Source organism: Pseudomonas sp. BP8 (assembly GCF_017875955.1).
In the GTDB taxonomy this organism is placed as follows: Bacteria; Pseudomonadota; Gammaproteobacteria; order Pseudomonadales; family Pseudomonadaceae; genus Aquipseudomonas.
Window position 1 is genome coordinate 4,936,882 of sequence record NZ_JAGINK010000001.1, and the last position, 18,185, is coordinate 4,955,066.

General features: G+C 58.4%; 8 protein-coding genes. 1 reads left to right on the top strand and 7 read right to left on the bottom strand.

The window, feature by feature from the left end:
• Nucleotides 1–41: 41 nt before the first annotated feature.
• The gene (locus tag J3B00_RS21650; protein WP_209871690.1) at nucleotides 42–782 is read left to right on the top strand and encodes a molecular chaperone; all 741 of its coding nucleotides are present in this window, start codon (nucleotides 42–44) and stop codon (nucleotides 780–782) included.
• A 3-nt stretch (nucleotides 783–785) separates the two neighbouring features.
• Here J3B00_RS21650 and J3B00_RS21655 read toward each other — a convergent pair whose 3' ends face one another.
• The 7 genes from J3B00_RS21655 to J3B00_RS21685 form a co-directional block, all read right to left on the bottom strand.
• A complete protein-coding gene (locus tag J3B00_RS21655) occupies nucleotides 786–2,246 on the bottom strand; it encodes a hypothetical protein (RefSeq protein WP_209871693.1) in 1,461 nt (486 codons plus the stop codon).
• A 63-nt stretch (nucleotides 2,247–2,309) separates the two neighbouring features.
• Complete coding sequence (locus J3B00_RS21660) at nucleotides 2,310–4,499, bottom strand: autotransporter outer membrane beta-barrel domain-containing protein (RefSeq protein WP_209871696.1); 2,190 nt, start codon at nucleotides 4,497–4,499, stop codon at nucleotides 2,310–2,312.
• A 163-nt stretch (nucleotides 4,500–4,662) separates the two neighbouring features.
• A complete protein-coding gene (locus tag J3B00_RS21665) occupies nucleotides 4,663–6,642 on the bottom strand; it encodes a hypothetical protein (RefSeq protein WP_209871699.1) in 1,980 nt (659 codons plus the stop codon).
• A gap of 255 nt (nucleotides 6,643–6,897) precedes the next feature.
• Nucleotides 6,898–10,692, bottom strand: a complete 3,795-nt coding sequence (locus J3B00_RS21670; protein ID WP_209871702.1) for an RHS repeat protein — start codon at nucleotides 10,690–10,692, stop codon at nucleotides 6,898–6,900.
• Nucleotides 10,693–10,762: 70 nt separating this feature from the next.
• Nucleotides 10,763–13,582 carry a hypothetical protein gene (locus J3B00_RS21675; protein WP_209871705.1) on the bottom strand — a complete coding sequence of 940 codons (2,820 nt, stop codon included), beginning with the start codon at nucleotides 13,580–13,582 and terminating at the stop codon, nucleotides 10,763–10,765.
• 2 nt (nucleotides 13,583–13,584) lie between these two features.
• Complete coding sequence (locus tag J3B00_RS21680) at nucleotides 13,585–16,020, bottom strand: hypothetical protein (protein ID WP_209871708.1); 2,436 nt, start codon at nucleotides 16,018–16,020, stop codon at nucleotides 13,585–13,587.
• 46 nt (nucleotides 16,021–16,066) lie between these two features.
• Nucleotides 16,067–17,893, bottom strand: a complete 1,827-nt coding sequence (locus tag J3B00_RS21685; RefSeq protein ID WP_209871713.1) for a hypothetical protein — start codon at nucleotides 17,891–17,893, stop codon at nucleotides 16,067–16,069.
• Nucleotides 17,894–18,185 lie beyond the last annotated feature (292 nt).

An 18,185-nucleotide genomic window follows, 5' to 3' on the forward strand; every position in this document is an offset into this window, starting at 1 on the left:
GGAGCCTCACCCCAACAACTGCGTCCCTTCAGGTATTTCACATGCGTTCCCCCTCTCGTTCTCGATCCTGGTCACGCGTGATCGCGGCTTGCGCCTGCCTCGCAACTTTCTTGCCTAGCGCCCAGGCCGCGTTGACGATCAGTTCCACGCGCATTGTCCAGCACAGTGACCGGCACAGCAGTTCGGTGATCGTCGCCAACCCGAGCAAGCGTCCTTATGCGGCGCAAATCTGGGTCAACACCGAGGCCGACGACACGACGACCACCGTGCCACTGATCGCCTCACCCGCCCTCACAAGACTGGACCCGGACAGTGAGCAGACGGTGCAGATCAATCGCTTGCCTAACGACCTGCCGCAGGACCGGGAAACCCTGTTCTACTTCAACGTGCAGGAAATCCCCCAGGCCCAAGACAATGCGCCCAACACCCTGACCATCGCCCTGCGCACCCGCATCAAACTGTTTTATCGGCCAAGCCAACTTCAAGGCAGGCCCGATGATCACTTCAAGGCGGTTGAGTGGTCGTTACAAACGATCGACGGCAAAACCCATCTGGTCGTCGACAACCCGACCCCCTATTACTACACGTTTGGCACGCTCGAGTTCAGCCAGGGCGGGCAGACCGAAACTCTGGAAGCCAGGGCCATGGCCATCCCCAAAAACCGTCAGAGCTACCCGCTGAAGCACGTTGCCACGGCGAGTACGGCTCAGGTAACTTTCAATATCGTCAATGATTATGGCGCCGTGAGCGAAACTGTGACGCGAAAACTCCCACGTCGGTAGGGATCAGTTCTGCAACGTAAGCGCAAGAATTGGGAAGTTGGGCTGAGCAGGCCAACTACTACCTTTATCGAAACTGGCTGACACTTTGATATAGAACACTTGACCGCGGGTGAGCTGCTGCAAAAAACTCAGTGGTACCAACACATCACCCGCCTTACCGATACCGTCGGTAACTTCCTGGGCCGTTACTTCATGGTTGCGCATCACCGCGTGAACCTTGCCCCCCGATGCACTGACCCCTTCGAGCATGATGTTCACCCGCTGGTCAGTACTGCTGTGCAACCATTTTTCCAGCCTGAGCGGCGGATCGTTTCGGTGATCGCCCAAGCGAAATATCTCGCCCGAACGGTGCCCGGCCAATTGCGGTGTGGGCAGTTGCTCGCGTGGTATCGGCGTGACACTGACCTTGCGGATGACGGACGTCTGCGGGCCATCGGTAGTCTGCACCTGGTAATACACCGACAGGGTCTTGCCGCTCATGTTGACTGCATTACGCACGGGCACGGAGTACCTTCGCACCGGGTGCATGCCCGTCATCGACAGGCTACCCACAAGCTCTGGCTCACCCCACTGAACAGTAAAAGCCTCCCCAGCAGCAATCACCGCCTCGTCCGGAATGATCGTTTCGACCGAGTCGCGCACGGTCTCCAATGCCAGCACCAACGTTTGCGACGAACCAGCCGCTTGCGGAACTTCCAGCCAAGGCAGCACACGCGGTATGGGCCTGGCGGCAACCGTCAGCGTGAGCGGACTCGACGGACGGCTGAGGTTACCCGCGCGGTCTTCTACCTCATAGAACGCATAACGTTGCCCGTCGCCACGCTCACGGATCATGTCGCCGTCATAGTCGATCGTCAGCGGCTTTGAGAGGTCTTCGACAGCGAGCACTCGCCTGCCCACCTCGACATTTTCGAAGGGCTCGGTATTCCAGTAAAAGATCACCGTATCGCCCGCGCCAGGCTGGTCATACGTCGGTATCACGCCCTCAAGGAGGTTGTCGTGGGCCTTGAGGTAGGCATCGGTCAGATCAGCAGCGCCCAGGTCTGGAAACGACAGTTCACCTCGCGCGCCGCCCAGCTCGGGCGCCGTCTTGTCGATGGTCAGCAGCAGTGCCTCAGACGCGTCGTCGTTGCCGTTCCAGAAAGACACGGTGTAGTCGACACGCGCTTGTCCTTCGCGCAGAAGCGCCACAGGCACCTCGATAAACAGCTCATCGTCCTCTATCGGTGATTCCCAAGTCTTTTCATCGACGAGCTGGCCATCCCAGCGCAGGCTCAGTGTCTGCGCCTTGCCCGGACTCGGATCGGCGTTGAGCCATCTGGGTACATCGACCCGCAAGGGGCTGCGCAGCAGTGTGACAGGGAGCAGGTTGGGCTCGCCCCCCGCGATGTCATCGAGCATCCCAACGACCTTGGGTGGCGCAAGCAAGACGTCCTCGGGTTGCAGCTTCTGATCCTCCAGCATGATGCGTTCTCCGATGATTCACGCAAAAAAAGGGCAGGCCAATGCCCACCCTCTCTATTCAACTTACCAGCTGTAATGCAGCCCGACGTTGGCCCCCCACGGCTGCTCGATGTGCTTGCCGTTGCTGTAGTCGAAGTCGGCATGGAGCTGCATCCTCTCGGTCAGCGATACCGCAACGCCAGCACCCACTTCGCCGCGCGAACCGGACAGGTCATTGTCGAAGCGATTGCCATTGACCTCCACATCACTGCCACCGACAAACTCATGGGCGTAAGCCAGGCGCACGTATGGCTGCACGTACTTGCCCTGCCCCAGGTCAAAGGTACGACCAACCGTGGCACCGGCCTTGCCGAGCAACGAACGGGTGTCTTCACCCTCGGCGCTCAGGCCATTGTCCAGCTGATAGTCCTTGCCCTGGATAGCCACCGCCGACCATTGGGTATAGGGCTCAACGAAGTAGCCATCGGCCAGGTCGATGTGCCGGCCGAATTCCACCGTGGCGCCCACGCCGAGGTTGTCGTAGTTACCCTGGGTGCGCCTGCCGTCGCTCAAGCTGACATCAGCGCTGTTATCGAAGCGGTTGACTTTGAGCACACCGTCGAAGTAATAGCCACTTTGCGCATCCAGCCAAGTCACATACCCCCCCAGGTAGTAGCTCTTGACCTCGGCCGAGGCACCGCGGGCGATGTTCAGGTCAGAGCTGCTGTAGCCGCCCAATACCCCCGCCAGCCACTGCCCGTCACCAATCGGCAAGGGCGCGTCAGCTCCGAACGAGACGCCCTGCTGGACTTGCTGGTAAGCCGTTCCGGCGCCTTCGGCGACGTTGAACTTGTTGCCATAGGCACGCATCCAGCCACCCGACTTGCGCTCATCCAGGCGCAATTCCCCCATGCGGGCACGCAAGCTGCTCAGTTCGCCATACCAGATGGTTGGTGCTGTATTGAACAAGGCCAGTACCGAAGCCGTACCGGGGCTGATGATCTTGCTCGATCCATCCAGAAACCAGTCATTGCCACGCTGGACCAACTCGTAGGAGAACGCGCCCAGGTCGACCGGACCACCGGCCAGGGCGAAGCTGGCATCGCCGCCACCGGTCTGGATCAGGTGCAACTGACTGGCAGACAGCGGGTCGGCACCACTACTGCCGACCAGCACACTGTGATTGCCGGTGGCAGTGCCAGTGACCTCGAGGAAATCGGTGTCGCCGGTGCTGAAATCAGCGTCCATGACAAAGGTGCCACTGCCCGCCAGACTGCCCAGCGTCAAGCGCTGATACTGGTCAGCCTCACCAAAGCGCACTGACCCGCCATTCATCGACAGCTCACCGAGCTGACTGTCCTCGACCATGTTCCAGCGCGCCCCGCTGTTGAGGGCCATGGCCTCAACGTTTTCCAGGCGTCCGGTCAGGCTGGCGTTGTTGTTCAGGGCCAGCTTGGCGCTGGAGCCGGCTTCGACCCGCACGTCACCGACCAGATCGCTGTTATCGACCGTCATCGTCGCGGTTGAATTACCGACCACTTCGAGCAGCGTGCCATTACTGCCAACCAGGCTCGAACCGGCGCTCACTTCAATGTTTGCGTTGGCTGGAGCAAATTCATTGCCAACGACGATTGCCGAACCGTCCAGGCCTTCTACCCGCGAACCAATCAGATTTACCTTGGCAGGATCAGCAAGATCGGGGTCGGCAAAAATCAACAAGCCATTGCTCGCGCCGATCAGGCTACTGTCTTCAGCATTGAGCACAGCGCTGCCGAACAAAGTCGCTGCCGCTGCACTGCCGGTGCCCACCAGTGAGCTGCGTTGCAGGTTGAGCGTCGAAGTAGCCGATATCCGCGCCCCGCCTCGGCCACCCTCAACGTAACTGTCAGTGACCGTGGCCGTCGATCCGACCGTGCCGGTGCGCAGCAGGTTCAGGCCGAGCCGGTCAGTGATGAGCCGGGAATTGCCGCTGATATTAGCGCTGGCACCGGCTGACAAGGCGATTGCATCAAAACCCGCGGTGATCACCGTGCTTTGGCGCATATCAAGCTGAGCCTCGCGACCCACCACGATACGGTCGGTGCTGGCGCCCTCGGCCTCGAGACGAGCACGTTCGTTGAGGCGGTAATTGTCGCGGACTGTACTGGCGTCGATAGCCAATTCGCCATCGACGACGGTTATTGCCATGGCGGGGGACGTCAGCAGGAGCATTGCCGAAGCTTGCAGCAACGCGCGCGCCAGCGGATGAAGTTGATAGTTTCTAGCACTACTCATGTCGACTTACCTTTCAAGACACTAAGAAAAATCTTACCCGTAGATTTATGGCGCGGAATCTACAAACTTCTTCCTGATGTTTATGTAGGAAAAATCAGCATTCATTTGAAGGTTGCCTGAAAGGTAACGGGAGCGTTCGATACGCTCCCGGGTGATACACAGCCTAGGGCCTGGTCAAATCACAAGTGCCCGCCGGGCCATTGATGGAGACAGGCGCCTTGGCGTCCAGAGAGCGCACCGTCTTGCCGCCCAACTCGAACTCGTAATGCGCATAGCCATATCCATCTCGATCTGCCGGGTCAGCCTGGTCGATAGGCAAGATGTGATCTGCGTAGGGCTGGACACGCCAGATGAATCCTTTGACGGTAGTGGCATCTACTTCGATGGTCTCTTCCAGATCGACCGCTGGGATCGCTGTCTCTTTATCGAAGGTAGTTGCTCGCCACTTGAGGGTTACCGTGTCTCCAGCTTTAACGCCATGAACAGAAAGGTCTGGAACCTGAACGCGAAACGCCGGATCGTCCGCATGATCCCCTCCAGGTGTCCACAGCGCACTGCAGTTCAGATAGCGCCCCGAGGGAATGTCGAAAGCCGGCGCGTCCGGGCGAAGGACAATGGCATCGACCGCAACATTGGTAATCGGTGACTGCGGCGGGTTTGGGTTGTCGGTACGCGTCACCCGGTAGTGAACCGCAACAGTCCCATTGCCACTGCCCATGATGTATGACCAGGGAATCTCAGCCGTAAGAGTGGTACCTGGCTGCCCAGCTCCAAGCGTGATATCGGCCTCTGCTACATGGTTGCCAGCCCAATAGAAACTGACGATGTCGTTTTCTTGAAAAGCCGCGTCGATGTCTACGCTTAGCTCTGCTGGCTGGTTTTCGTCGGCTTCGGTGAGTACATTGTCGGTGGCCGAGACCTTGCCCTGGATGAGCGCCGGGAGCATCTTCGAATTGATCGGGTCAGGCCAATCCGGATCCGGGTCCGGGCCTGGATCAACAGGCCCGATGCGTTCCAGGTTGACGGCGACATCAATCGCTTTGGTCCCCATCGTGACGGATCCGCGTCGCACCGAGTAGGTGACGTGCGCATCAACGCTGCCGGCTCCAGTCTCCTTGCCATAGGCCGCCCAGATGTCCAACCCTGCAATCGGAAAAATCATCGGAAATTTTGGGGGACCAACGGGTGTCCATGGCGAGCTGTAAGCCCCCCAGGTCACCTGTACTTCATCAAGGGGATCGCTGTTGTCAAATGCCTTTACATGGACTTCGACACCGAGGGCAACGTCCTCCTGATCGATGAGCAAGTCGTTCGCCAGCGGCACGGACGGATCTTCATATACAGTTGGCCAGGCGCCCAACGCCACCCCTACTTGCCGATAGTCGGACATGTGGCTGACGTTGCCGGCCTTGTCGAGCAGTACATAGAACGCGTTGACTCCACCATTGCCAATGGCTTCGATTTTATCCACAGGGATCGTTATTGACTGATCGGCAGCGGTAACCTCAACCTTTGCAACAGGTTCCACTGACCACGGATCCTCCGGCACGCCCTTGACCCAGAACACCCAGACATGATCCTTAGGCGCCCGATCAGTGTAATCAGGTAGCGACACCGTCACCGTGCCTTTGTTGCCGTCCAGTACGTTGGGGATAACGGGGAAAACGGTAGGGGGCTTGTCCTGATACGGCGGGCGCGTATCGAGCCTCAAGACCAACTCAGTCGATTCGTCGAGCGCGCCGTTGTAGCGCTCGACCGTATACTTGAATGTACGCGGACCATCCCCCCACGCACGAACTCTGGCTCTATCCAGCTTTAATTCAAGCGGAAACAGGCTCTCATCGTCTGAGGTGTATTCTCCGCTATACAATTCATCCTTACCGTCGTCGACAGATAAAATAAATTTATCCGGATCACGGCTCGGTGCAACCAAATCCCATTTAGGGATGGTGATCGACAGATCCTTGTCATCATCTTTCAAGTAGGCGGCGAGCACCGTGTTGTCGGTGGCATCTGCAATCAATGCCGCGGGAATACCGGGTGGCGCCAATTGCGCATCCGTCCCCACCGCTTGTGCACGCGCACTGCGCACCGCCTGGCGAGCGTGCTGCGCAGTAATCTGGTGACCTGCATACTTGTTCATGTGCAACCCTCATGTATAGAGCGTGGACCTGAATGAATACACTCATCTGTTAATTCACATTGCCGCGCGCCTGCGCTATTCACAACTGGCATTTCTATCAGTTGAATAACCGCGATGACTGACATATCGAGCAGTGAAATCGACACTCGGTGGGTGGAACTGCGCAACCGAATGCCGCAAAAGGGCAGTCGATTCATCATCGGTGCCCTTTGCGGATACATTTAACTTATCTGTTTCTAAACAGCACAAAACCACTCAGGCAGATTGGCTGACCAACCTGTCCAACGGGTCATAGCCATACTCACTGGCCTGCCCCTCAGGCACAGTTACCGAGGTCAAGCGCCCCAGGCCGTCATAGCTCAGCGTTCGCCCGACCTCGTCCCGCGTCAGGTTGCCATCGGCGTCGTACTCCAGGTCGATACGTGCGGGATAGCCGTGTTGCGGAGCATCGTTGGTGATGGCGCTCAATTGCACCGGGTCGGCGTTATCGAACAGATAGGTTGCGGTGTTCGAACCACCGGGGAAGGTCGTGCGTACTCGGGTGATATTGTCCAACGCATCCAATCGGAAAAGCTGCGTGGTTATTACCTGGCCATAGGGATCAACCGGCGCTTGGGGACCTTCGCACTCGTAGCGGGTCAACCGCGCACGATCATCATATTGGTAGGTCTCGTAGCGCAGCAGTTCGTCGCCCTCCTGCAGCGTCTTGGTGACCAGCGCGTCCCGCACGTCGTAGCTCTGCGTCAACACCTGGGTGGTTTCACCGAAGTCGAAGGTGCGCGAGATCTCCCGATCAAAATCGTCGTAGCGCAATTGAGTGCTCAGTTGCTGTTGGCCATCCTGCGTTCTGATCAGGCACTGACGCCCCAACTCATCGTAGGCAAAGGTCGACTCGGTGCTGCCCAACTGAGTGAACACCAGCCTTCCCGCAGAATCGTAACGGTAAGTCTGGGTCTGCCCCAGCACATCGACGTAGGCCAACTGCCGCGCCTGGAGGCTGGTGCGGTAATGCATGGTATAGGGCTCGCTCTGGTTGGCGACGGTTTCCAGCTTGACCTCACCGGTGCTGAAGTACTCCCTCTCAAGCGTCTGACCCTGCTCCTCGCACGCCAGCAGGCGGGCGTTGTGCCTGTCGTATCGATAATCGGCCTGCACGTTGGCTGTTGCAATGCGCCGCTGCAACGGCTCCTCGCCCAACTGAGGCTGGTAAACATACTCGATGAGTTGGCCAGAAGGTGTCAGCACCGATGCCGGCTGACGTTGCCCAGGGGCAAAGGTGAACTGGCGGAGACGGCCACCGGTGACCGACTCGATCATCCGGTCCAGGCCATCGAAGCGCTGTTCTCCGAGCACCACATCGTTGACCTTGATCAACACCGGCAAGTCCTCACGACTGTGCGCAGCATAGTCACGATGAACCACAGCGCTGTCGGCCAGGGTCTCGTCCAGGAGACGGTCGAAGGCATCATAGGCATAGCGTTTGACCGCTTTGCGCGCATCTACCTCGCGCACCTTGCGCCCCAAGCCATCATAGAAGTGCTCTTCAACGCTGTAAGCCTGGTTGTCCTGAGTGAAGCGCTCGATCCGGGTCGGCTGCTCGAACAGGTTGAGCCAGGTGACCATGGTCCCGCTTTTGAGCGTGCCGTTCGCCGATTCACTCCATGCGCGCACTATCGGGCCTTTGGACTGCAGGGTCCCGATCGGGTCGGTCTGCTCGAAGTGCCGCACACCGTCCGGGCCTGTTTCGCAGTACTGTTGCCCCCAGGAATCAAACTCAAAATGGGTCTTCAGGGCCAGCTCGCGCGGCGTCCATTCGCCGCCTTCGATATCATCGAGCCAGTCGAACTCAGTGTGCTCGACCACATTGCCCAAGCTGTCATGCAGCACTACCTGGGTACGCCGAAACTGCTCGGCAGCCAGCAACGAGGGGTTGTCGGCATCCTGACGCTCTTCAAGCACCAGGCGGTTGAGACCGTCAACCCAGCTGCGGGTGGTCACGCCCTTGACGTCGACCATAGTCTGCAGCGCCTGCCGCGAGCCTCCCGAGACCAAGTTGTAACGGTAGTGGCGTGACGCAGTGAAGTCGGGCTCGTTGGGCGAGACCGTTTCTTTGATGACCCGACGCAGCGCATCATACTCATAAGCGATCTCGACATCGTTGTCGTCACGGTTGAGCAGCGGCTGGTTGAGCAATACCGATTGGCGCAGGGTAACGACCTTGCGCGCGTGGCGTTCGCTGTCGTGGTCAAAGCCGGTGATCGTTTGCACGGTTTGCAGCACACCGTAGCCCACATCAGCACCGGTCTGGTAGGCAGATTCGATGCGTGTGGCAAGCCCGTTGCGGGTGATCGTTTCCTGCTCGATTCGACCATGGCGCAGCGCATCGGTCGGCGCCTGCACATAGGTGCGCACGATCTGCTCCAGCGGCGTGAGCTGCGCGCCCTGAAGTGCAGATTGATCTTCGTGGTCGGGTAATAGCCAGCCCGTGCGCCAAGTCTCAGGATTGGCCTGGGAAATCGGCTCCAGCTTGCTGTAGCGATAATCGGTGCGCAGGCTCGCAGCCTCCCCTTCACCGTCGCTCGAGGGTTCAACGGTCATCGCTTTGATGGAGCGCACGAACGCGTGCGGGTCCGCCGGACACAGCTCGACCGGATTACCCTCGGCATCCTTGCCCATCTCCCCGCCGAGGGGGTAGTAGGTATAGAACGTGCGCAGGCCACTGGCCTGAACTTCTTCGGTCAGGTTGCCGTAACCATCATAGAGCGTGCTGGTGACTTCTTCGCGAGGAGGGATATTACTCTCGCTCCTGCGCCAGCGCTTGAGCACGCGATGCGGTAGTTGGAAATAGTTCGGTTGTTGCTCAAAGCTGCGGCCTTCGACTTCAGCGTAGGTGGTTTCGGTTTCTTCGATGCAGCCCGCTTCTTCGGAGCGCTGCAGGGTCAGCAGGTGAAAGCGGTTGAAGCTGCGGCTGACCGTGCGCAACGCCTTACCGGCTTGCAGATAGCTGACGGTACTGCCGTAGCTGAAACCCGTGCCGGCAAACTGGTAGAGGTTGTCCTCACCGTCTTCGCGCCAGACCACGCCGGTGGCGCCACGCCCGAGGAAGTTGTTGGTGGTGTAGGCGTATTCGGTAACCATGTCCGGCTGGTCGAAGCCGGGTTCGATAACGTGCCGGGTCACCCGGGGCAACGGCGCGGGGGTGAGGCTGGGCTTGGCCGCCTCAGGGAACCGGTGGCCGTCGTCCAGGTACTCAATGCGCTCCGTGCCACCGACAGGCGTATGCACCGTCTTCAGGCAGGCCAGCTGCTGCAGGTTGCGGCCCTCGAAGTGCTCGTATTCGAAGCGCCAGCTGGCGTTGTCTTCGCTGGGCAATACCACCTCGAAAGGCAGGCGCTTGTTGGCGCGGCCGCGCTTGTCGAGCTTGACCTGATAGCGCGCCAGCGGTGTGCCGCCTGGGCCGGCTTCAGGGTGCAGGTCGATCAGCACCTGGCCATCGCTGTAACTGAGGGCCAACAGCTTGACGCCACTGCCGTCAATTATGGAGGTCAGGCAGGGGGCACCGTAGTAGTCGCCGTAGCTCAATTCGATCCAGTGCCCGGAGGGCGCCTCGACACGGGTAGGCAAGGCCACGCGGTTAGTGCTCGGGCCGCGGCTTTCGAGCACTTCCACCAGTCCGGATTTATGCACCACGCGAAAGCGCTCGGCAGTCTCCTTGTGAAAGTGGAACGTTTCCAGCTTGCGTTCGCGGATGTCTGGCTGGTCGCCGCTGCCGGTGACCTTGAAGCTGTCGCCGGTGTGCAGGCTGAGCATGTTGGTGGCTGGCACGTACTGGCTGAGGTTAAGGCTCCAGCCGTGACCGAAGCCGGAGTCCTGGTCGTTCATCGGGTTGAAGCCCAGGCGCAGCGGCAGCGACGGGCCGCTGAGGTCGTTGCCGACCAGTTCGGGCAGTTCAATGCCCAGGGTGTACTGGCCGGTGCGCGGGTCGACACTGTGTTGCAGGAAGCTGAGGAAGTTGAACGCGTTGGAATGCACAACCGTAGTGGTCGTCATGAAAGGTTCTCCGAAGTTGCACTTGAAGGGGCGCAGGCGGCTCGCCGACAAAGGTCGGCGAGCCTACCGATCAATACACGGCCAGTTGCAGAGTGTTACGATTGTCATCGACACTCGGCGGCAGGAAGCTGATTTGCACCCGGTGCAGGTTGCCGTTGATATCACGCAACTCGAACTTCAGCGGTGCATCAAGGTGATTGCGATATGCCTTGGTGTCATCGCCTTTAGCCATGGAGTCGTGCCAGTACGGCATGTTGTCAACCCGGTGCAGGCTAATGAGCAGATCGCCTGGATCAGGGGCTTGGCCAGATATGAAATCTTCCTTCAAGGTAAACTTCTGTTCTTTGGCCAACGCGAGTAGATAACCATCCAGCGCCAATCTGCTGGGCGCCACCGCCTCCTCGCCACTCACCGGATTGAAGGCAACCCCGAGGTAACTGAAGAACGTTTCTTCAAACTGTTCACTCTCCCAACGCACCGAGGAAGAGGCCCCTTCAATCTTGCACGTCTTGAACTTGACCGGCATTAATTGATGTTCGTAAGTCAGCGTCCAGTAGTCGATGGACTCCAGGTAATAGCTAAACTCATCATCCTTGATCTTTTCCCCACGTCCGTTGAATACCCGCTTCCTGTCCAGCTTATAGTTACTTGCCGCGCGCACAGGCGGTGCGTCACTGGAGACTTTTACCGTGAATTGCTTGCTCTGCGAGCTGAACTCTCGGCCGTCGGACTTGGTGAATTTGACATAGAACTCTCCCTGGCCGGCCTTGGCACTTTGCAAGTAGAACAGCCGACGGCTGGTGGAGAACTCCGAGCGTACCTCGGCGCGCTCACCCGCCAAGGCGCTGCGCTGATCGAAGCGATTGCGCACGTTGTTGACCGCCCATGGCACGGGCGCGCCAACAGTCGGGTCCAAGCCTTCCTGATCAATTTCGATAACCGGTAACACGCTATTACCGATCACGTTGTAGAACTTCAAAGACGACAGTTCGACCGGGGTCAACGGTACATCGTCATTGTTGGTTTCGATCGTCACCAACACCTCGATCTGCTGCATGCCATTGGCATAGCAGCGATCCGTGCCACGGGTCACCACGCTGAAGGCGGTCAAATCTGTCCAGTCTGGCGGTGCTACCGCCTTGTCCGCCAACTCGACCAGCGCGTAACCACTTGACCTGCCATTGATATCGGCCATGATCACGCTGGCTATCGTCGACGCCTCCCTGGGGGGCGTGAACAACCCAGTACCATCGATCTGGCCTTCGCCGAATACGCTCCAGGAAACGCGGTCATCCTCCTTGGCCAGGTTGAACTGGAGGGGTACCCCGGCATCCACTGATGGCACGTAGGCAGGCTGGACCTCAACGTCGGCGGTATAGGCGATGATGAAGATCACTGCCTCGCCGCTGGTCCCGTCGGAGGCATTGCTGGCGCGGATGCGCTGGAGAAGAATCTCCGGCACCTCTTCTGCGGGTTGATCCGCCGTGAAGATCGCATAGCCTCCACCCTGATCGTCCAACTTCCCGTAGATTTTGCCGCCGTTTGCTTCGTCAGGTAGCAACTCCCAGGTAACCCCCGAATTGCTGTAGAGGTCAATCTTCACCCCACCCGCAGCACTGGACACCCGCGGTGAAACATCGATCGCCTGAGCCACCTCAACCAGCAGGGCTGTGCGCGTCTGTGCGCCCTCACCATGCGAAACCACGGTGACCTGTTGCGGCGACCTGAAGCGCTCCGGCGGCAATGCTCTGTAGGCTCCATCCGCGCTGATGGTGCCTGCTGCGCTTGGCAGATAGAGACTGGCGGCATCCCAACTGCCAAGCGCCGCGGCTGGGGCAGCGGGGTTGCTCAAGGTGAACGACTGGGTGCGTCCTGCAACCACTTCGGCCCGGCGCGGCTCGACGTTGAGGGTTTTGGCCGAGGGCATGACCCGACCGAAGCTGACCCAGTCCAAAGGCTGATGATGTTCGCTCAACTGCAGCCCGTGGGCATTGGGCAACTTCAGCTGCCCGACGATATCCGGCTGCTGGTTACGGATGAACCCTTGCAGCCTGGCGTCGACCAGCAACGTCGCGTTGAAGGCCGCAGCGCCTTGCGCAGTGACGTCGTCAGGAATCAGGTAAGGGAAGTCGGCGCCACTCCCTGGCAGCCCGCCGGGCCGTTCGTTCATGCGCAACTGGCAAAACATCACCACTGCCCCCTTGCCATGCTGGGCAGACAGCACATCGTTAGCTGCCGGATGTGGCTGGGTGCGCACGGCAAACGAGGTGGGGCTCAGCGGGCCATAGTCAGACAAGTCGAGCATTGCTGCGGTGAACAGCTGCCGGTAGGCCGGGTGGGCGTTGATCTTGGCCCCCAGCAGCTCACCAATGCGAATCGCAACCTCAGGCACCATGCCCAGGTTACTGGCAAAACCCTTGCTACGCGTCAAATCAAGCAGCAGCATGCCACGGTCACCGACCTGGCTGCTGCGCACATTGAGGTCCACCGTCATTTTCAAGTGGTAGCCCATGCTCTCACGCAGGCTTTGCACGCGCAGCAACTGCGGGGGGCGGCCGGGAAGGTGCAGCATGGTGGTACTGGTGCCGGCAATGAGATTCAGCGTCAAGGTGGCATTGGCGTTACTGAGCGACGCCTGCTCGAACGACAAGTGCGGCACCCCGAACACCAGACCGTCGAGCGTCACCCGCTCTTCGCCACTGTCATCGGTGGAAAAACTTTCACTGATCGGCGTGAGAAAGCTCAGATCATTGAAGGCCGACAAGTATTGCTGCTCGAGCAGGTCGTTGATCTGCGCCTGGTCAAAGGCCAGGATCGCGCCCCAACCATTCATGATGTTGCCTTGGGCCAAACGCTCGAGCAGCGCGGCTTTGTTGTTAAGAGTCAACATGATCAATCCTCGAAGAGCTGCACGAATGTGTCGGCGGTGACGAACGGAACCGGCAAGATGGCATAGGCCCAGTACCAGCTCCTGTTGTCATACTCGATTGCGGCAACCACCGCATAGTCTTCGGCGCCCACCGCAGGTGGGGTATACAGGCCGTTGACAAAGGTCCCGCTACCTGCGACCAGGTACCAGGTGGTGTTGTCAGGCTCAACCTCGTACTCGCCTTTCTTGGACTTGGCCCAGAACTTCAGTTGCACACCCGTGCCGCGTGCCTCGAACGTGAACCAGTTGGTCTGCGGCTCAAGAGGGACCAGTACATCGACCTTCTCCGTGACACCACCCGCCAGTTTGGCCTCAATCTGGTCGACCCACAGGACCTCCTCGATCTCGTCATCCTCCTGGCGCGCCAGCCAGGCGTCTGACTTGCGCGCTGCCAGGGCCACGTTGCGGCCTTCGCCTACCTGCAACGTGCTGGCACTGGCTGGGGGCGAGACATAAATTTTGGCGTACTGGACATCAGGATCAGCGTCCGGATCGTCAATGATTTGCCCCTTGGAATCCTTAGACATCTGCCACGTGATGGTTTGATTACCAAGGGCAGTGGCGGTGACTTTGCTGCGGCTGCCACCTGTTGAAACGGCCATCACCAGTGGGTCGATACCGATGCTGCGGGTAACCACCCCCACCATTGCCTTGCTGAAATGGTCGGAGTTCTTGCTCTTGGCGGTAACGATCACACGCTTGTGCTTGAGCGGGAGCTCAGTGACCGCAGGCGCGGTGTACACGCCTGCGGCTGTGATACTGCCGGCTGCACCCGTTTCTCCTGGCAGATTTGCCACCGACCACTGCACATCTGCGCCTGCGGGAACAATGCTGAACGTATGCTGCTGACCGGCGGCGACGATCACTTCACTTTTGTCGATCTGGAACTTGGTACGCGTGGGTGCGAGGTAGCCGGGCAGGGTCAAATCCAAGGGCATATAGGCGCCTGCAGGCTCGACGGTTTCATTTCCGCCGCGGAACAGCAACCCATTGAGTTTAAAAGCGTTGATAGCGTCGTACGCGGGAGACAATTCCTGAATGGCAGACTCTATGAGTTCTTTGATGTAGTCCGCGTATAGGCGTTCGAAGTCAGGATAAAGTGTCTCTCCATAGTTGGGCGGGGGCTCATCCGTAGTCAGCATGGTCGCGGTGACTTCAACCGGTTTCCCCTCAAGAAATTCGAACACTACTCGACGTTCGCCATCGCTTCCCACGGCAACGCTCGGCACGTAGTAAAATTCGCAATCAAATACCGCTACTATAGCGCCGATATATTCAGGGTATGTTTTTATCTGATACACAAACCACCCCAACACCTCACCCCTCCAGCGGCACTTCAGGCGGGTGCCATCCGCGATCATACTGAACCCAGGTGCGTTATTATATGGTTGCACTGGCAAATAACCGGGACTGCTCGTTGCCTTGAAGAGCTCCTGGTCCCGATGGAACTTCCCCTCAACAAATCGTTTGCCTGTCTTTGCCTCTACTCCTATGACTTTGTTTCCCTCAAGCAGCGGCCTGACGGTTATAGTCTCGCCAAATTTTGCCAGTGCGTCCTTCATTAAAGGCTGGAGTACGTACTGGTTACCCAGGACGATGTTGGCGCTAAACGGGCCGTCCTCCCCGTCAGGCAGCAGGTAATGAAACGCCGCGTCATCAGGGGGGAAGCTGCCTTCACTTCCACCCTCCATCGTCACAAACAGGACCACAGCCCCGCCACCCTGATTCGGCCCATTCAGCACCTGACTGTCGGGCGCCGCGTGGGTACGGATAGAGAATTTTTTTGGCTGTACAACTTCATCTTTATTGACAACCAACCTGTTCAGCTCAAATACTTTCTTGGCGTCTGGCCAGTTATCGAAAATGTCCTTGAAACGTGCACCACCGATACGATTTTCTTCATCGGTGTCGGCAAACTTCAGGTAAAATTCGTCGACTTTTTTCAAGTCCAGAACGACCTGACCTGCGCTATTTACCCCCCCGCCTGCGACGTCCAGATTCACCCGTGCATGCAGCACGGATCCATTCAGAGCGTCCGCCAACTTCAGTCGGGTCACCTGTTTGTACGTTGCACCTTGCTGCTGACTGATGGAAATCTGCTTGCCGCCAACGATGCGCATGGCCAGGTCGGCTCGCGAGTACGTGATGCTCGCGTTCTCAAACGAGAGCCGCGGGGCGTCCAGAACCTGATCGAAGGTCTTTTCCCAGCGCATCCCCGGGGTGATCTCCGTCACAAAACTCAGCGGCTCAAAGTACTGTTCTTGGTCAAATCGATCAATGTACTCTTGCATCAGCAGGAGATTGGTTTTATTACGGTCGTATACAACAAGGGCATCCCAGTTATAGAGATTGACCTCTTTCATTGACTCCAGAAATTCCGCAAGTGACTCGCGCTTCATGATTATCTTCCCATCGTGATTGATAAGTTCAGGTGCCCGGGCGTACTCAGGCGACCAGGGTCAAACTTAAATAGTTGAAATCCACCCAGGTATCCTGAGCACTGCCAGAGTTCTCAAAATTGACGCTGACCCTGACATCGAACAGTTCACCGAGCTTTTGTTTTGCCAGCACGTCCCGTGGAATGACCGCCAGCACTTGCCCGGCCGAGGACTCTGCTTCAGTCGTGGCACTGTTCCTGAGCATTTGAACCAGTGTTGCGCCCGTGCTCTGTATGCCGCGGTATTGGATTCTGATGAGCTGACCGGGCGCCATGAATGGCCATCTGGCCTGTGTCAGACCCTCACCCGTGCCGGGCACATTGCGCAGAGACAGCTGAGTGCCACTGTTGTTGGTCGCTTGAATCACGGTGTAACTATCACGCGCCAACGGGTTGATACTCAGGTGCAGCTTGGGCGATTCCTCATAGCGGCCGTCGGCCTGGACGATCCGGTAAAACACCGGAAAACGCTTGAAGGTTTCCTTGTCGCGGGCTTCCATGTTGGCGGCGACGACACTGGCCGGGACGCTGAAGCGCAGGGGTTGCCCTGACTCCGCTGTACGCGTTACGTGAGTACCGCGTTCGGAGCGCCCCACCCAATGCAACTCAAGGACCTCATCAGGGCGCAAGACAAGTGCGGGCACTTCGACAAAGGCTCCGCCAGTCGCATCGCTGGCATTCAAACGAGCGCTGTACTCCTCGTCGCCCAGTTCACTGGTGGCCTTGTCCACTTGCGGCGGTTGCAAGTCCCGCGGCAGCAGCACCTCGATATCCAGTGGCAGTGACATCAGGCCCAGCCCTTCCCTGGCGCATTGGTAGGACAAACGCAGGTCGGTCAGATTCTCCAGCTCCTTGGCTGGGACCTGGAAGGTGGTGATCCCCGTTTCCAGGGTAGTGAGGTCGGCGCGCGCCGCAGCCAGGCCCAACGTGTCGTTCCAGTGCAGCACGGTCCAGTCAGCCGTATGCAACTGGGCATGGCCTGGAACACGGAGCGTCAGCCCATTGGGAAACAACCTCGGATCCAGCTGGCCACCGCTGTAGTCATCGATTTCGAGTGCGGGCAACAGCCCTGGTATTGCGGGCACCGGGTCAATCTGAAACACCTGGGTCGGACCTTGTATTGATCCACCCGCTCCAGCGAAGTCGATGGTGTAGTACACCTCGATATGGCCGCCATCGATCCAGTCGAACACCTCGATATCGACCTGCCAGTCCACGCACTTGCCCACACCTTTATCATCAACGGTTACGCTTTTGTTCCAGGTCTGGTCGAAAGCGCCAGTGTCGTCATAGCTCAAGACGGTCAACGTAAGTTTGTCGTTTACCTGCATCGCCTGGTAGGGCGGCACCACGAAGGTCGCACCATTTGAAGGCAATGTGCTTAAGTCGATGTGCAGCGCATGAGATTCAACGGCTTGGGCGACCGGCATATGTTCCATGCGGTGCGTGCGCACGCCGACAAAACAAAATGTGCGCAATGAAGCGCCCAAGGCAGGCGCGGTAACTTCATAGGAGTAGAACGCGTAGCCCTGGTCGGCGCTGCGCAGAAAATGGTTGGGAATATAGGCGCGTACAGACTTGCTCACAGGATCAAAGTTGTCCGGTTCAACCTCTAACTCAGACCTGGGAACATCCAGCGGCTCACCCAGTGCCGAGGCACCAGTCCACTGAATGCTGAGTCTATCCCCCAGCGCGATACCCTCGTAATGAATCAAGGTTTCAAGGTCAGCATCACCCACGTCATCGAGATCAATCTCGTCATAGGCATTACGGACCGGGATCGTTGGCGCGGCAGGCAGTGCATGAAGATCACGGCCCCTGGCGGAGATTGTCATTGCATTGGTTCTCTTCAGATAAGACTGGATGTACTTATAGAACCAAGGCCCGCTCACGCCAACTATCAAAAATAACAGGTAGTTGGCGCTACACCTTCTACTCAAATGGCGCAACTGACATTTCTACTAGGTGCATTTTCACACCCGCCATGAACGACCACGCTAGCGTCAGAAGACGTCGCCCCACCTAATAGTTTTGACAGGTGTGCTGTTCTCCCTCGCAAGCTACTCTCGGAACGGCCTTATGCCTCAGCACGCTGGCGTGTTAATGCCATGAACGTGCAACCTGAGG

Coding starts and splice junctions, on each gene's coding strand:
- J3B00_RS21650 (WP_209871690.1), top strand. CDS start 42: ATGCGTTCCCCCTCTCGTTCTCGATCCTGGTCACGCGTGATCGCGGCT.
- J3B00_RS21655 (WP_209871693.1), bottom strand. CDS start 2,246: ATGCTGGAGGATCAGAAGCTGCAACCCGAGGACGTCTTGCTTGCGCCA.
- J3B00_RS21660 (WP_209871696.1), bottom strand. CDS start 4,499: ATGAGTAGTGCTAGAAACTATCAACTTCATCCGCTGGCGCGCGCGTTG.
- J3B00_RS21665 (WP_209871699.1), bottom strand. CDS start 6,642: ATGAACAAGTATGCAGGTCACCAGATTACTGCGCAGCACGCTCGCCAG.
- J3B00_RS21670 (WP_209871702.1), bottom strand. CDS start 10,692: ATGACGACCACTACGGTTGTGCATTCCAACGCGTTCAACTTCCTCAGC.
- J3B00_RS21675 (WP_209871705.1), bottom strand. CDS start 13,582: ATGTTGACTCTTAACAACAAAGCCGCGCTGCTCGAGCGTTTGGCCCAA.
- J3B00_RS21680 (WP_209871708.1), bottom strand. CDS start 16,020: ATGAAGCGCGAGTCACTTGCGGAATTTCTGGAGTCAATGAAAGAGGTC.
- J3B00_RS21685 (WP_209871713.1), bottom strand. CDS start 17,893: ATGACAATCTCCGCCAGGGGCCGTGATCTTCATGCACTGCCTGCCGCG.